The organism is Planctomycetia bacterium (assembly GCA_015075745.1).
GTDB lineage: Bacteria > Planctomycetota > Phycisphaerae > UBA1845 > UTPLA1 > UTPLA1.
Genome location: JABTTW010000001.1, coordinates 3044876 through 3059117, shown reverse-complemented (window position 1 = coordinate 3059117; position 14242 = coordinate 3044876). Strand labels below are relative to the sequence as shown.

Annotated in this window: 10 protein-coding genes; 3 read left to right on the top strand and 7 right to left on the bottom strand. The window is 62.3% G+C overall.

Features of this window, described 5'->3' with window-relative positions:
* Window positions 1-11: 11 nt before the first annotated feature.
* Together HS101_12130 and HS101_12125 are read right to left on the bottom strand one after the other, a co-directional pair.
* A complete protein-coding gene (locus tag HS101_12130; GenBank protein MBE7507011.1) occupies window positions 12-1082 on the bottom strand; it encodes a terpene cyclase/mutase family protein in 1071 nt (356 codons plus the stop codon).
* Window positions 1082-5872 (bottom strand): PQQ-binding-like beta-propeller repeat protein, encoded by a 4791-nt coding sequence (locus HS101_12125; GenBank protein MBE7507010.1) that lies wholly within the window; start codon window positions 5870-5872, stop codon window positions 1082-1084. Before HS101_12125 ends, HS101_12130 begins: the two co-directional genes overlap by 1 nt.
* A gap of 54 nt (window positions 5873-5926) precedes the next feature.
* Here HS101_12125 and HS101_12120 point away from each other — a divergent pair, with 54 nt between their 5' ends.
* Together HS101_12120 and HS101_12115 are read left to right on the top strand one after the other, a co-directional pair.
* A complete protein-coding gene (locus tag HS101_12120) occupies window positions 5927-6943 on the top strand; it encodes a hypothetical protein (GenBank protein MBE7507009.1) in 1017 nt (338 codons plus the stop codon).
* Window positions 6940-9642, top strand: coding sequence for a ComEC/Rec2 family competence protein (locus HS101_12115; GenBank protein ID MBE7507008.1), 2703 nt, complete (start codon window positions 6940-6942; stop codon window positions 9640-9642). The genes HS101_12120 and HS101_12115 overlap by 4 nt, the downstream gene beginning before the upstream one ends.
* Before the next feature lie 30 nt (window positions 9643-9672).
* Here the strand turns inward: HS101_12115 and HS101_12110 are convergent, their stop codons facing one another.
* The 3 genes from HS101_12110 to maf are packed head-to-tail and all read right to left on the bottom strand — an operon-like array spanning window position 9673 to window position 11580.
* Window positions 9673-10233 (bottom strand): LemA family protein, encoded by a 561-nt coding sequence (locus HS101_12110; GenBank protein MBE7507007.1) that lies wholly within the window; start codon window positions 10231-10233, stop codon window positions 9673-9675.
* 48 nt (window positions 10234-10281) lie between these two features.
* Window positions 10282-10956 (bottom strand): hypothetical protein, encoded by a 675-nt coding sequence (locus tag HS101_12105; protein MBE7507006.1) that lies wholly within the window; start codon window positions 10954-10956, stop codon window positions 10282-10284.
* A gap of 36 nt (window positions 10957-10992) precedes the next feature.
* Window positions 10993-11580 (bottom strand): septum formation protein Maf, encoded by a 588-nt coding sequence (gene maf / locus HS101_12100; protein ID MBE7507005.1) that lies wholly within the window; start codon window positions 11578-11580, stop codon window positions 10993-10995.
* 51 nt (window positions 11581-11631) lie between these two features.
* Here maf and HS101_12095 point away from each other — a divergent pair, with 51 nt between their 5' ends.
* Window positions 11632-13077: a glycosyltransferase family 39 protein gene (locus HS101_12095; protein MBE7507004.1), complete on the top strand. Its 1446-nt coding sequence runs from the start codon at window positions 11632-11634 to the stop codon at window positions 13075-13077.
* A 70-nt stretch (window positions 13078-13147) separates the two neighbouring features.
* Here HS101_12095 and HS101_12090 read toward each other — a convergent pair whose 3' ends face one another.
* Window positions 13148-13465 carry a hypothetical protein gene (locus HS101_12090; protein MBE7507003.1) on the bottom strand — a complete coding sequence of 106 codons (318 nt, stop codon included), beginning with the start codon at window positions 13463-13465 and terminating at the stop codon, window positions 13148-13150.
* Window positions 13466-13591: 126 nt separating this feature from the next.
* Window positions 13592-14242 carry a translation initiation factor IF-3 gene (locus HS101_12085; GenBank protein ID MBE7507002.1) on the bottom strand — a complete coding sequence of 217 codons (651 nt, stop codon included), beginning with the start codon at window positions 14240-14242 and terminating at the stop codon, window positions 13592-13594.

The window sequence follows — 14242 nt, the reverse complement described above, 5'->3', positions numbered from 1 at the left end:
CAAGTATCCGACTATCGCTGCATGATGGGCAGATTGTTAAGCGGCAGTTGCAGGATCACCAGCGCGATCGCAGTGCCATACACCTTGCCGACGCTGTCCCCCTGCCAGGAACCGTCCGGCTCCTGCGTCGCCAGTAATCGATCACGCATCTTCGGATAATAGTCGGCCCAATCCTTCTCGCCGGATAGATACATCACCTGCGAGAGGTACAGGTGGGCGTAGTACCAGTGCCCCCAGGTGCCCTCCGACGAATTACCGATGCCGATGTTCTTCTTGCAGAAGCGCAGGGCGTTCAGCGCCAATGGGTTGTCATACTCTCCAGCGTTGAACCAGCACGCTACGGCCGCCGCGGTGATCGGAGGACGCGATCCCGTCATCCCCACGCGATAGGCAATGCCGCCGTCCGGCTGCACCGACTTCTCAAGATATTTCATCGCATGATCAATGACCTTCTTAGGCACGGCGATGCCCGCGTTCCGCGAAGCTCGAAGGGCCTGCACCTGCGTAATCGTGACCGAGCCCTCGTCGCCGTTCATGTCCGGCGTGTACAGCCAGCCGCCCAATGGACTCTGCGACTGGGCGATGATCTTGACGCCGTCCTGAAGCGTCTGCCGAATCTGCGACATGCGCTCGGGGTCTTCTTCCATCCCCATCGCCTCTGCGAGCATCAGCATGGAAAAGCCGTGCCCATACATCGACCGCGACTCCTCCTCGCCGGCCCGGCAGATGAGCCCGTTGCGCTGGGCCGAGCGGAGAATAAATGTTGTCGCCTTCCTGACCTGGGGCGAATAGGGACCCTGCGTTGACGTATTGCCCGATGCCATCAGGCTCAGGCCCGCCAGCGCCGTCATCGCGACTGGATAGCTGCCCATGCCGCCCATCTCACGAAAAGATCCGTCGGCGCTTTGCCGCGAGGCCAGAAACCTGAGCCCGTTTTCGATCGCCTCGTCCGTTTTCTCCGACATCATCGGCGGGCGTTTCGACGGAAGCTGACCGTGCGCAGTCTGGCCGGATACGACCACGACCAGGCACACTGCCGCGCTCCGCAGCCAACCTGCACCGAATTTGGATTGATCCTTCATCACTTACGCCTCTGCGAATCCAGCGCCGTGCGCGCTTCCTCAACGCCCAGAACATAGTACCCGTCCGGTCCGACCGCAACGATCCGGTTATCGAAGATCGCCACGTCGGCGATCAAACCGGTGTACCACCGATCATCCGGCTTCGAAAGGATGGGAAAAGCAAACGGGCTCTCGATCAGCCGCCGCTCGCCGCCCTTATCAAAAATGAAGAGCCTCGCCGAAGCCAGCGTCGGCAGGCCGCGCGCCAGGAACGGCCGCTGCATCCGATCGCGTTCTGGCGGGAACTCATACGCCACCGCCGCGATGTAATCCGGCGAGGCGCGCATCATGCGGTGGCTCACCGTCGCCAGCGGCCCCAGTTCCTGTTGCCACGGCAAATCGCCCTCTTTCATCGGATACGACGTCAATACGTATCGCACCGGGTCGTTGCTGGTCCGCGTATACATCAGCAATCTGTTACCGCCGGAAGGCAAACTGGACGGCGGAGGGTCAAGCACGGCGTCGAGCGGGGGAATCTGCAGGCCCGGCACGTGGATATCCTTGACGATGCTCCCCGTCGCCGAGCTGACAACCGCAATGCGATGCCGGCCACGGCAAATTCCAAAATGCGAGTCATCGAGACGCAGTATTCCCGTAATCAGGTCGGTGAATGGAAGCTCCCACAGCGTCCGACCGGTGAGAACGTCGCGCCCGACCACGCGAGACTCTCCCGAGCGGCAAACGACGCCGCCCGTGATGCCCACGTGGTTAAAACTCGCCTCCGTATCCAGCGCGCCCTCATCGACGCCCGTCACCCCCGCCGCGTTCTTCAGGATGTCTCGCAGCGCTTCCTGGACCTGAATCTCCTTGACGCGCTTCGTCGACGGTACGAGCAGGCTGAATTTTCGCTGGACACGTCCGCTTGTCGGATGAAGGACGACCATGCTTTCTGCCGAGGCGTCCGTCACCACCAGCCGATTGCCCACCGTATCCAGGCGGCCCAGCGGATTCCCGGGAAACTGCCGACGCCATGCCGGATGCGCGCCCTGCCGCGCCGGGATACCCACGAGCGTATTCGCATGCGTCGCGACGATGACCATTCCCGCAACATGAACCATCGGAGGCTGGGGCAGATCACCACCGTCGCCCTCAATATAAATGCTGGGCCACATCATCCGGCCCGTCATCAAGCCGATGGCGCATATCCTCGCTCCAGCCGCCAGCACACCGACACGCCCCGCGACGGCCGCCGGTCGCGTGTTGAGCATCATCCAATCCCTCAACACCGCTCCCTGATCTTCCACGATCGGCCCGAGGTCGTTGCTCCAGACGGTCATGTCCGGTGAATCACCGCTTGTCCGAATACCCAGAACCTGGCTGAGCTTGACGATTGGCATCACCTCCGCGAACACGTCGGGCGGCGCGGTGAAATCGAGAAACGAAACCGTATCGCGAAGTCCAATGCTCATCGGCACGTCATCCTGCCGCTGAATAGCCAGTGAACTCGCCTCGGATAAGATGCGCGGCAAGTGATGATCCGACTCAAGAAGCCCGGCCGGAAGACGACGCTCCAGGGATGACACAGCCTCGCCCACGGTCGCAAGGTCACTGTCAAATCCAGCTTTTGTAGCCTGCTCCGGCAAACGACGATCCCCCCAATCCGGACTGATCGAACGTAGCACGCGCAATGCGTCAGCCGGCGACCCGGCGATCCCGTCGCCGGACTCCAGATAGGTGCGCGCCAGCAGCAATGCGGCAGTCGGATCGGCCTCCGCCGAGCCGGTGGGTCGGTACGCCAGCTCCCAATAGTAAATCGCGCTCTCCGGATCGCCTTGCGCGTGGAAGTACGATCCGAGCCTCGTCTTCAGCGACGCGACGACGTCCCTCAGATCTGAGTCGACATCCTCATCGGCAAAGAGATCAAGGGCGTCGCCCATTCGTACGGCATCGGAAATTCGACCATCGACCAGCGCCCCATCAACACGCTCGCGAATCTCCGCGGCAACCTCGGCCCGCGTGGACTCACTCGCCTTACGCCACGCCCGCACGATTCGATCGCGAATCATCACCGTCGCACGCGCATCGAGCTGCGCCTCAAGTGAAACGGGCTCATCGCCGTCGTTCCGCGCCAAATCGAGGACATTGAGAATCGCCGATTCCGCCGAACCCTGCTCAATGAGCAAATCGCAGTGGGCCAGCCCCGCGCGAACCCGATCATCCGCACGCCGGGCAACCTTGGCCGCCCGGACGATGAACTCCGCCCGATGTTCCAGGTCCGCCTCCGCCGCGAGGCTCAAGAGTATCTTGACGCGTTGATGAGCGATTCTCGCACCGATTTCGTCGGCGTTTTCCCGGGTGCACAGTCGATCGGCGCGATCCAGGAGCTCGAGCGCCTCATTCCATCGACGCTCCATCGTCGCCAGCCAGCCGAGCCGAAGGACCGCGGACAGATCGTTCGGATCGCGCTCCAGCGCCAGCTTCGCCGCCCCTCGTGTTTGCTCCAGATCGGCATATTTTGAGATGGACTCGGCGCTAAGGCTGTAGAGCGCCCCATCGATGGCAAAAAGATTTCCCATCGGATCGCGCGAGTACAGTGTCGGCTCCTGTACCTGCCCGTCGGCAACGGAAAGCCGCGTGAGCCCCATGCCGGTCGGTACGAGGACCTGCTCGCCGCAGTAGATCGCCCGACCCGTCGGCGTAACGCCGCTCTGGGTCCACTGCTCCTCGCCGGTGGCCGTGTCGACCGAGACGATATCCTGTCCGCCGAGCAGCACGCGCCGGGCGTCGGCGCCGATGATGTACCTCGATCTGCCGCGATCGCGCTGCCAGGCCGCGACGCCGGTCTGCCGGTCGAATGCCATCACTTTGTCACTGTCGTGCGGCGCGAGAATGACAAATCCCCCGGCCGCAACCGGCGGACTGCTGATCCACTCGTCCGGCTGCGTAAAGGCCCGGCCCGCCACAAATACGGCCGGCGCTCCGCGCCGGCGTGACATCCCCGTGCTTTCGTGGCGATCGTAGGCGGCCAGCCAGCGCAGCGAATAGTCAAATGAATTCAGGGCGATCAGTACGCCGGCCCCCGTCGGGACAAACACCGTTCCATCATGCACCGTCGGCTGGAGCACCCCGTTGATCGGAAACATGCCCGCCCGGCCGCTGCCCAACAGGGTCTTTCTCAGGAGCTTTCCACCGGCCGAGAAAACGGCGAGATTCAAATCCTCCCCCACCTGACAGACGGCAAGGAGGCGATCCTCTGAAACAATCGGCGGGCCGTAGAAGTGCGCGAACTTGAATTCGTCATCCGGCGGACCGCCGCGCCCGCGCGTCCATGCCGCGCGGCCCGTGTCGGCCTCAAAGGCGCGAATCGAGTTGGCCTCGGTCTGCGTCGTCACCGTGAACGAATCGTTCGGGTCCGCCACGCCCTGCCGCGTCGGAAATCGCTCGTTGACTGTGCCGAACTGCTCGACGGCGAAGACCATTCCCAGTCCGCACGAAAGCGCCCCGCGATAGTCGTGAAACAGGCTGATCGTCGTGAGCTCGTCAAGCCGGTCGTCGTTGTTCGCCTCAGTCATGCCGACGTTCACCCGAAACTGCGTCAGCGCCGGATCGCGCGGACTCGACTTCGGCACCGACCGCCACAGCAGGTCGAACGTGGCCAGATCGCGCGCCATCACCCCTTCCGGCCCCGAGTAGAACAGATTGCGACCGTCGCTCACGCACTGCCACACCGGCGGACGACCCGTCATCACCGTCAATTGGTGCACCGCCGAGATGTTCAACCGCTGTGTACCCGGCAGTGAATCTCGCCACGCATCCTCGGGCGTCACCGCCGGATTGATGGCCGACATCCGCCCACCGGTCGATGGAGCACCGAGCATCTGCGGCCAACTCGGTCCGACCGGTGACTGAAGCCCGCCGGATTCCGGCGTCGCCGACGCCTCAACAAACTGGGCAACGGATTCCACGCGCTTTGCCCAATCATCGGGCAGTCCCTCCTGCGTGGGGGCGTCAGGCTGTCCCTTCAGAGTGCGAAGCTCGGCGATGATCTCCCGTGCCCTTTGCGGCTGTTCGCTGAGGGTCAGCGCAATGACCAGGCGGAGCTTTTGCTTCCACGAGGCGCGGCCCGCTCGAAGTTCGCCGAGTTGTTGGAGGTGATCGATCGACTCGGCGCCCTGCCCCGCGTCGATGAGCCAGTCGATGAGCAGGTCGATCGCCTCCGGTCCCACGGATGTCAGAGCGAATCTCCGCGCAATCCGACGCAACCCGTCCATGTCATGGTCGGCCTTCGCCTGCTCAAACATTTGCCGAGCTTCGGCATCGTATAGCAGACGATAAGCTTCGATGCCCTCGGGCGGCCAGGCCGCAATGGCGTAGCGCGCGGCCCTGGCAGCGGAAATGAATCGCCGCCCGTCGTCAACCGAGATCGTGCGGTCGCCGTATTCGTCGATCACCCGCGAAAGCGTATCGGCGGCCAGTTTCCAATCGCCCCGCTCCGCCGCCTCCGCTCCGCGATTGAGCCACGCCTCGGCATCCCGATCTACGATCGGGGTCAACCGCATCCCGTCAGCCGGCGCTCGCTCCACCCTTTTCGCGGTGAGCTCTTGAATCATTTGCTGGACCTGCTGAAACGCCTCGGCGCGCCCGGTGACGGGGGCTATCAGCAGAACAGTGAGAATGACCCGTCGAATGACGGTCACCGGCCCGACGCGAAAGCCACCTGCGGCGAGGTGACGACCGCACCCGCAAGCGACTGCAACCTGCCGCACAAATCGGCAGGTCCTCGGCGACTCGATGTCCTCACGCTTCATCATTCTTTATCCTCGCAGCGTCCCGGGTAGTATACAATGACCAGCGTCGAGAAGCGCATGCGTTCACGCCTCGATCGCTTTTTGTCCTATCACGACCCCAGGACGGGCCTCTCTTTCATGGATTCAGACTTCGACACTCGCAGAACCGCGGCTAGTCATGCCGGCGATCCGATTGACGACGAATCCCACGCGAACGGTGACGCGCCTGCACCAGGTCCTTCGGAATCGACGGCCGCGACGCCCTGGCAAGGCCTGATGGCCGCGCTGCGCATGATGTTCCCGGTCGGGCGCTTCGGTAGCGACCTCCCCACGAATGCATACGGAATATGCATTCATTGGATCGTGCCGCTGGGGCTCATTGTCGGATTGGCATGGGCCGGACTGTTTCGCATGTCCTGGCGCGTCTTTGGCGAGACGGGCAGCCTCCGCCCCGTTCCCGCTCTGGCCATCGTTCTTCTCGACTGCTGCTTTACCGGCACGTTTCTTATTCTCGGCTTCGCGCGGACCGTCGACAACCTCACCGGCTCAACTCCGGCGATGCGCCCCCTCAACCGATCTGCCCCATTCTCACAAATCGCCTCCCTCGCCCTGTGCCTGATGATCCTGACCGAATTCATCCTCATACTCAGCATTCGCCCCGAGACCCCCTGGTGGCCTTCCACCGGCTGGAGATCAAAATTCAACTGGCTCTATCCTGCGCCGATTTACCGCCCCCTTATTCTTGCCCCGCTCTGGGGACGATGGGGCATAATCGTTGCCGCATGCGTCGGCCGGACCGGCCGCGACGCGGAGCCGAAAGTCAGAGCCTTCGTGGCATCCACCCGACCGCTTCACCTCCTGACCCACGCCATACTCCCCCTCGTCTTAAGCGTCATCTATTGCGCCAAGGGGGGCAACTATTTTGTCGGGCTGAAGCTGGGGTTACTGGTGTTTGGTGTCACGTATATGGCATCCGTCATCATGGCTCGCCGTGGAGAAGGCCAAACCCGATGTTCGCTCCACGCCGCGGCGCAGATCGCCCAGATCGCATCGCTTGCCGTTCATCGGGCCCTCTGGTCGGAAATCCACGGATGAATCTCGCCGAGCTATCGGCCGGCAATCTCATTCCGCCAAGGCACGCGGCCCCGAAGCCGTTGCTGCCCGTGGCCGTAGGATTGGGCCTTGGCATCATCATCGACGATCAATGGGCCCCCAGCCTCGCTGTTCCGATCGCGCTCCTTGCCTGTGGCGTCGTATTCGCATTTGCCTATCGAGCTCGTGCAACCCGCGCGATCTGTTACGCGACCCTGGTCCTCGCGGCAGCCTCGCTCGGCATGGTCCGCCATGCCGCCTCCGACAGATTCCTCTCTTCCGACCACATCGCCCACTATCTTGACGACGATCCCATGCTGACAACCCTGACCGGCCAAATCGCCACCGCCCCTATCATCCGCGAGCCTGATCCCGATGTTCCCACGCCTTACCCGCGCAGCCCCTCCACGAAATTCACGCTGATTGCCCGACGACTCACGGGAATCGACGGCCCGCTCACGGTCTCCGGCCTCGTTGCCATCAACGTCAGAGCGCCGCGCCTCGACCTGCGAGTCGGGCAGTTTGTCAAAATCACGGGATGGCTCTACCGCCCGCAGGGTCCGGCCAATCCCTACGAGTTCGACTGGTCCCGTTTCATGAAGCACGAAGGCGTCTTCGCCGGTCTCTCCTGCGATCACGCGGAGTCCGTCATCATTGACCCGCCTGAGTCCCTATCGTCTGAACAGAAAGATCGCGACGAAGTCGGCATGACCGCACAACTCGCTCAATGGCTCGACCCGATCCGAACGCGACTGCGCGGATATCTCCTCGACGATGCCTTTACCCAGGACGATCCCGCCGCCGGAGTCCTCGCCGCAATGGTCCTCGGCCACCGCTCCGCCGTACCGCGTGCCATGAACGAGGCGTTTCTTCGCACCGGCAACGCCCACCTCCTCGCAGCCAGTGGAATGCAGGTCGCGTGGCTGGCCCTCGTCATCTGGACGATCGCCCGATTCGCGGGCCTCTACTACCGCCACACCGCGCTGATCGTCGGCCTCGTGATCATCTCTTACGTGCTGATCGCCGAGCCACGCCCGTCGATCCTCCGCGCTGGAATCGTCGGCGTGTTCTCCTGTTCGGCTGCCTTCTTCCGAGGGCGATACAACTCCGTCAACGCCCTCGCCGCCGCGGCCGTTGTGATTCTGCTGTTCCGCCCCGGAGATATCTTTTCCGCCGCCTTTCAGTTCACGTTTCTCGCCACCGTCGGGCTGCTCTTTTTCTGTCCGATCGTCAGCCGAAAAATCTCCGACTTTCTCCTTCAGCGCGGCTTGACTCGCCTCGCCCGGGCCTTCGATGGCCGGTCGTTCGCGCTATCTCTTTTCGACGTGGATGCCGCTCCCCCGCGGTGGCATCGCCGCATCCTGCTCTGGCTCGGAGCCGCCGTCGCCCAACTGTTCGCGCTGTCGATTTCCGAGTGGATCATCACCGCCCCCTTATCCTGCTATCTGTTTAACAACTTCATGCCCTGGGGCTGGTTTGGGTCATTCGTCATCGCCTTCCTCGCCATGCCCGCGAACATCGTCGGATACCTCACCGTCATCGCACGCCTGGCATTTCCATCGGCCGGTCTGCTTCTCGGCCCTGTCCTGGCTTTCACTACGAACACCATGCTCGCGGTCGTCAATACCCTGGCGCGTATTCCCGGCTCGGTGATCAGTGGGGGTTCGCCGTCATTGCTTTGGGTGATGGCCTGTTACGGCACAATCGGGCTGTTCTGTTACTGGAAGACCGCTGCCGCCAGTCGCGATAGCGCACAGACTCAGAAGGACTCACTGGCCGACAACACCGCCCCCCGTTCGGTGCGGTACACGACCGTGCTTCGGCGTCACGGCTTCAAGATCGCCGCGGTCCTGCTCATTGGTTGGTGGTTTGTTCCAACAAGCTGGGTGCAGCGAGATCGTCACGCGCTGAAGGTCTGGATGATGGCCGTCGGCGACGGCACCGGCACCCTCATCGAGCTGCCCAACGGCCAGACGCTACTCTATGACTTTGGCACCCGGTCATCCTTCGACGTCCTGCCAGTCGCGCGCGAGTTTCTGCGCCGCCGGGGCATCAATCGGCTCGACGCCGTCTTCCTGTCGCATACCGATTTCGACCACTTCAGCGCCATTGCGAGGCTCGCCGAAGATGTCGCCTTCTCACGCGTTATCATCACCGACCACTTCGAACGCTTCGCCCCGAAATACTCGGCCCCCGGCCGCCTCCTGGACGCCTTGCGCGACAAGGGCATTTCCATCGAGATTCAATCCGCGCCGAATGCCTTCGAGGAATTCAAATCCGTCCGGGTAGAGATGCTCTGGCCCCCGCCGGCCTCATCGCGGCGGATCATAGATGCCAACGATACGTCCATGGTCCTCAAGCTGACTTATCGGGATCGCTCAATCCTGCTCACCGGCGACATCACCGAAGCGGCCATGGCAGCGCTGGCGAGCGATCCCCGCATCCGCGCCGAGGTCCTCGCCCTGCCGCATCACGGCAGCGTCGTCGGCAACACCGCGGCGTTTGTCGATGCGGTGAATCCCAAGGTGAGCGTCCGATCCACCGGCCAGCGCCGCGCCCTGACGACCAACGGAATCGACCGGCTTGTCGGAGACCGAGGCTATCTCAGCACCGCGGATGACGGCTGTATTTGCGTCACCATTGGGCCGGAATGGTCGTGGGCTGAATCCTTTAAGTCGGGCACGATTATCACGCTCGATTGAACGCGTGTCGGCCGGCCGCCGGACCGCATTTCAAAACCCAACCGCAGGCGCCTTGCGAATCGCAAGCTCATCGACCTCAAAGAAATCCTCCGCCTGTCGCCCCATCAATCGGGCAACAATCAGCGACGGGAACTGCTGCACCAGCGTGTTGTTCTCTCGAACGTTGGCATTGTAAAACCGCCGCGCGGCGGCGATGCGGTCCTCGGTATTCACCAACTCGCGCTGAAGCTGCAGAAAACTCTCGCTCGCCTTCAGGTCTGGATACGCCTCGGCCAATGCCAACAGGTGGTTCACCTCATTCACCAGCCGGCGCTCGTCATCCGCCTGCTCGCGCACGCGACCCGTTGAGGCCAGAGCCCGATTGCGCGCCGCGACGACCTGCTCCAGTACCGTGCGCTCGTGGGCGGCGTACCCCTTCACCGTCTCAACGAGATTCGGGATCAACTCATATCGCCGCTTCAGCACGACGTCCACGTTGGCCCAGCTTTCGTGGATCAGATTCCGCAGCCGCACGAACCGATTCAGCGTCGCAATGAACCAGATCACCGGCACCAGAACAACGGCCCCGCCGACGATCAGCCCGATCGGCACATTGTCCGGCAATCCGCTGGCGACGAAATCGATCTGCACAATCACTCCCTAGCCCAGGCCGATGTCCTCTCGAACATACTCCGGCACACGCTCCAGGAAGCCCTCAATCGCCTCCATGGCCGCGGCCATCTCTTCCACGGAGAACCTACCGCTCTTGTGAATGAGAATCCAGGGTCCGCTGAACTGCCAGTCATACGGCCTGATCGCCATCAGATACTCGATCATCTGCGGGTGAATCAGGTCGTACGCCTCCTTGCGATCGCCGCACTTGACGTGATATTGTCGACTGAAGGCGTCGCTCTCGAAGTCAATGTCGTCGAAACCGACCACGGCGGCGATCTTGTCGAATATGCCCTCGGGCCTGATCCGCATCACCGGGAAGGCCAGCGATACCTGCGCCGCAATAATGCCGTAACGATGAGTCTGCTGATTCTTCCCGCTGCCCGTCGTGTAGCGATAATCAAACATCTCCCAGACAAGTCGGTTTCGCCGGCCGTGAATCAGGTTCCTCGAACGGCGACTGTGCCCGCTGCCAAACGGCGTGAAGTATTCATACTTTCCATGCACGTCACCCGGCGAGGAAGTGAAATCCAGTCCCATTCCGATGGCAAAGGCGGCTAGCTCCTTCCGCCGCTTTTCCGCCGCGAGATATGCGAAGATCGCGACGATCAGCGCGATCGTGGCGACAATGACAACCGGAAGCACCGGCCCCAGATCGATCATCTCTGCATCGTACCCGGCATCTCAGCACGCCGCGCCTCACACCCACTTATCGAACATGTCCTTCACCAGTTCCATCGGCAGTCCGACAATGTTGGAGAAGCTCCCCTCGTATCGCTCGACGAATGCATCGCCGTGGTCCTGAATGCCGTACGCCCCCGCCTTTCCCTCCCATGCACCGGTGTCCAGATAGGATTCAATATCCTCCGTCGATAGCTTGCGCATGCGGATGACGCTGATCGAATGACCCATCTGCCGCGCGTCCGTCTCCGGATGCATCAGCACGACCCCTGTAATCACCCGATGGCTTGAACCCGACAGCCTGCAAAGGATGCGCCGCGCATCCTCGCGACCCTCCGGCTTGCCGAAGATCTCGTCATCCATCACCGCGATCGTGTCGGCGGCAAGGATCGTGTCGGCGAAATTCGTGTCCGCGATGCTTCGGGCCTTAAAGTATGCCAGCGACTCGGCATAGTTCGCCGGGTCCACGTGAGGGTGCTTTTCTTCCGGCTCGGCAAAGGGCGGGGGCACCACCCGAAACTGGTACCCAGCCTCGCGCATTAACTCCGCGCGCCGCGGGCTGGTCGAGGCGAGAACGAGGCGGTCGGGTTGCCGGATGGTAGCCATCAGAATTCAATTCGTGGTAGTTGCCGGGCGATCAGTGGTAGTATGCCCCGCGTGAGTGAGTGTGTAAAGATTCCCGCAGCCTCAGGTGATCCGTCGGCAGGGCCGCTGCGCCGCCGCCGAACCCTCCTGTGCCTGGCGCTGCTTCTGACGGCCTATGCCGTCGGTCTCTGCCGGCAGATTGACGAGCCCTGGATTCGCATTCACGACTGGAACGGCGCTTTTTATTCGCAGCTCGCCCGCAACGCCCTGCGATATCCCTTCGACATCCATCACGGCATGCCCCTCGTCGCCGTCGGCGAAAACGCCGCTCCGCAGGATCGCAGCATCTACGCCACCCATCCCGCCGGACTCGTCTGGGTCATCGCCGCGGCATTCAAATTGTTCGGAGAAAGCGAATTCGCCGCGCGCCTAACGGCCATCGCCGCCTCGCTTCTCTCCCTGGCGCTCCTGTTCGATCTGGTTCGCCGATGGATGGGATTGCCGATGGCCCTGCTGGCCGGCTTTGCCTACGCGATCATGCCGCTCAACGTGTTCTTCGGCAGGATGGTCAATCACGAGCCATTCTGCATGGCCGCGATGCTCTTCGCCCTGTGGTGTTGGCAATTCTTGGAGGCGCCGCCCACTCCCCGCACGCACCGTCTCTCACACCTGGCAGGCTTCGCGCTGGCGATCTTCGTTTGCGCCGCGATCGACTGGCCCGGCTTTCTCTTCGCAGCCTTATTCAGCCTCTACGCTGCTTACGCATGGCGACGCAATCGCATCAGCGGCGGACTGTGCGCATTTGTCTGGGCCACGACGATCTTCTCCTGCGCGGCGGTCACCCTTCACATCGTGTACGCGGGCCTCGACGGATCTTGGCACAGCCTTTGGTCCATTTTCACCGCCCGCACCGGCAGCGGCGCCGACGACCGAATCATCATCGGCAATGCCTGGAACCACACCATCGACAACACATCTCTCGTAACGATTGTCTTTGCGCTGATCGGCCTATTAGGCCTGTGCAGCCGACGATTCCGACATTTTGTGCCCATCTACAGGCTGCCCGCGGCGATGGTGCTCCTGGCCACCGGTGTCCTGTGGGTCGCCCTCTTCTGGCGGCAGTACCGCGTGCATCACTATTGGCTCTTTTATCTTGGCCCCAGCCTGGCGCTGTTCACCGCGATCGGGATATGCCTGCTGAGGCAGATCACTGTCCGCCTGGGACGGATCGCCTCCGACGGCTCACTCGTCATTTCCCTGCTCTTGTTAATACTGGGATCACACCGGCAATGCGATGCATTCTTCGACAGCCTGATGATCCCGCCCGAATACATCGCAGCCTGGAAAGACCTGAACCGCGCGACGCCCATGAACGACCGCATCCAATTATCGCGGACCCCATTTAGAACGGAGAAGTTCGGCGATTACGAGTTTCGAAACATCACGCCTCCCCAAATGGCTTGGTATCTCGATCGGCCCTTTGAAGTCGCGCCCCCAGGCTCACAACCGGCGCAGTAGATCGACGCGCGTGATCAGCCTACCTGCTGCACGCGGGGCAAGTCCCATGAACTCGTCACAAATTGGTTAATCAGACAGGCTTGACCGCGACGAAGCGCTGAACGCTGCCGAGGTCTCGCAGGACGTCCGAACTGGCCGTGATGCGGCAGCCGTCGCCCTTGATCGGCTGAACCAGTCGCGGCGCCTTCGATCGAACTTCCCACGGCCGACCGCCGCGCCGACGCACTTCCACAGCCGCCACGAGCAGCTTCTTGCGCCGACCGCGCTCGCGCTTGTTCTCCGGATCCTTGGCGAAGATGCGCGACAAAGTCTTGGCCGCCGCCTCATTGGTCGGAGACTTGGTGACTGTCACGCTGATGACGGTGCCCGGGCTGATTTCTGCGGCCATTCAATTGCTCCTGCTGATCGAAAGCCCAGCAGTCTAGCAGCCCGTCGGCGGACCTGCAAGCTTCCCGCCCCCCTCGTTAAACAACCCGCCAACGCCCGCATCGCGGCAAAATCACAATATCGGTCGTTACGATGCCGGGGACGCGGCCTCATCAGTCTGGCTGGCGGTCTCACCTGTCGCGGCATCAGCCTCCGGAGCCGGAGCCGCCTGGGGAGGTTTCGCCTTGGGCGCCTTGGCGGCCTTAGCACCACCCGGGGGCTTGGGCTTTCCGGGCGCGGGCACCTTCAGCGGCACAAGCACCATCGTCATGCGCCGTCCGAACGTCTTGGGAGGCTGCTCAACCTTCGCAATGTCCACGAGGTTGGTGATGATATCGTTGAAACTCTCGTCCCCGATATCCTGGTGGAACCGCTCGCGACCGCGAAACAGCATGGTGAAGAGCACCTTGTCCCCTTGCTCCAGAAATCCCCGGGCATGGGCCATCTTGATGTTGCGATCGTGCGGGTCTGTCTTCGGACGGATACGGACTTCCTTGAGCTTCTGCTCGTGGTGCTTCTGCTTGTGCTTTTTGGACTGGAGGTACTTGTGCTTCCCGTAGTCCATGATCTTGCAGACGGGAGGCCGCTCGTTGGGAGAAATCTCCACGAGGTCCATGCCAACGTCTCGAGCGCGCTGCATGGCATCCGACGTCGAGACGACTCCCAGCATGGTGCCGTTCTCGTCAATGACCCGCACCGGCGACAAGCGGATCTGTTCGTTGCATCTTAGGTTGCTAAT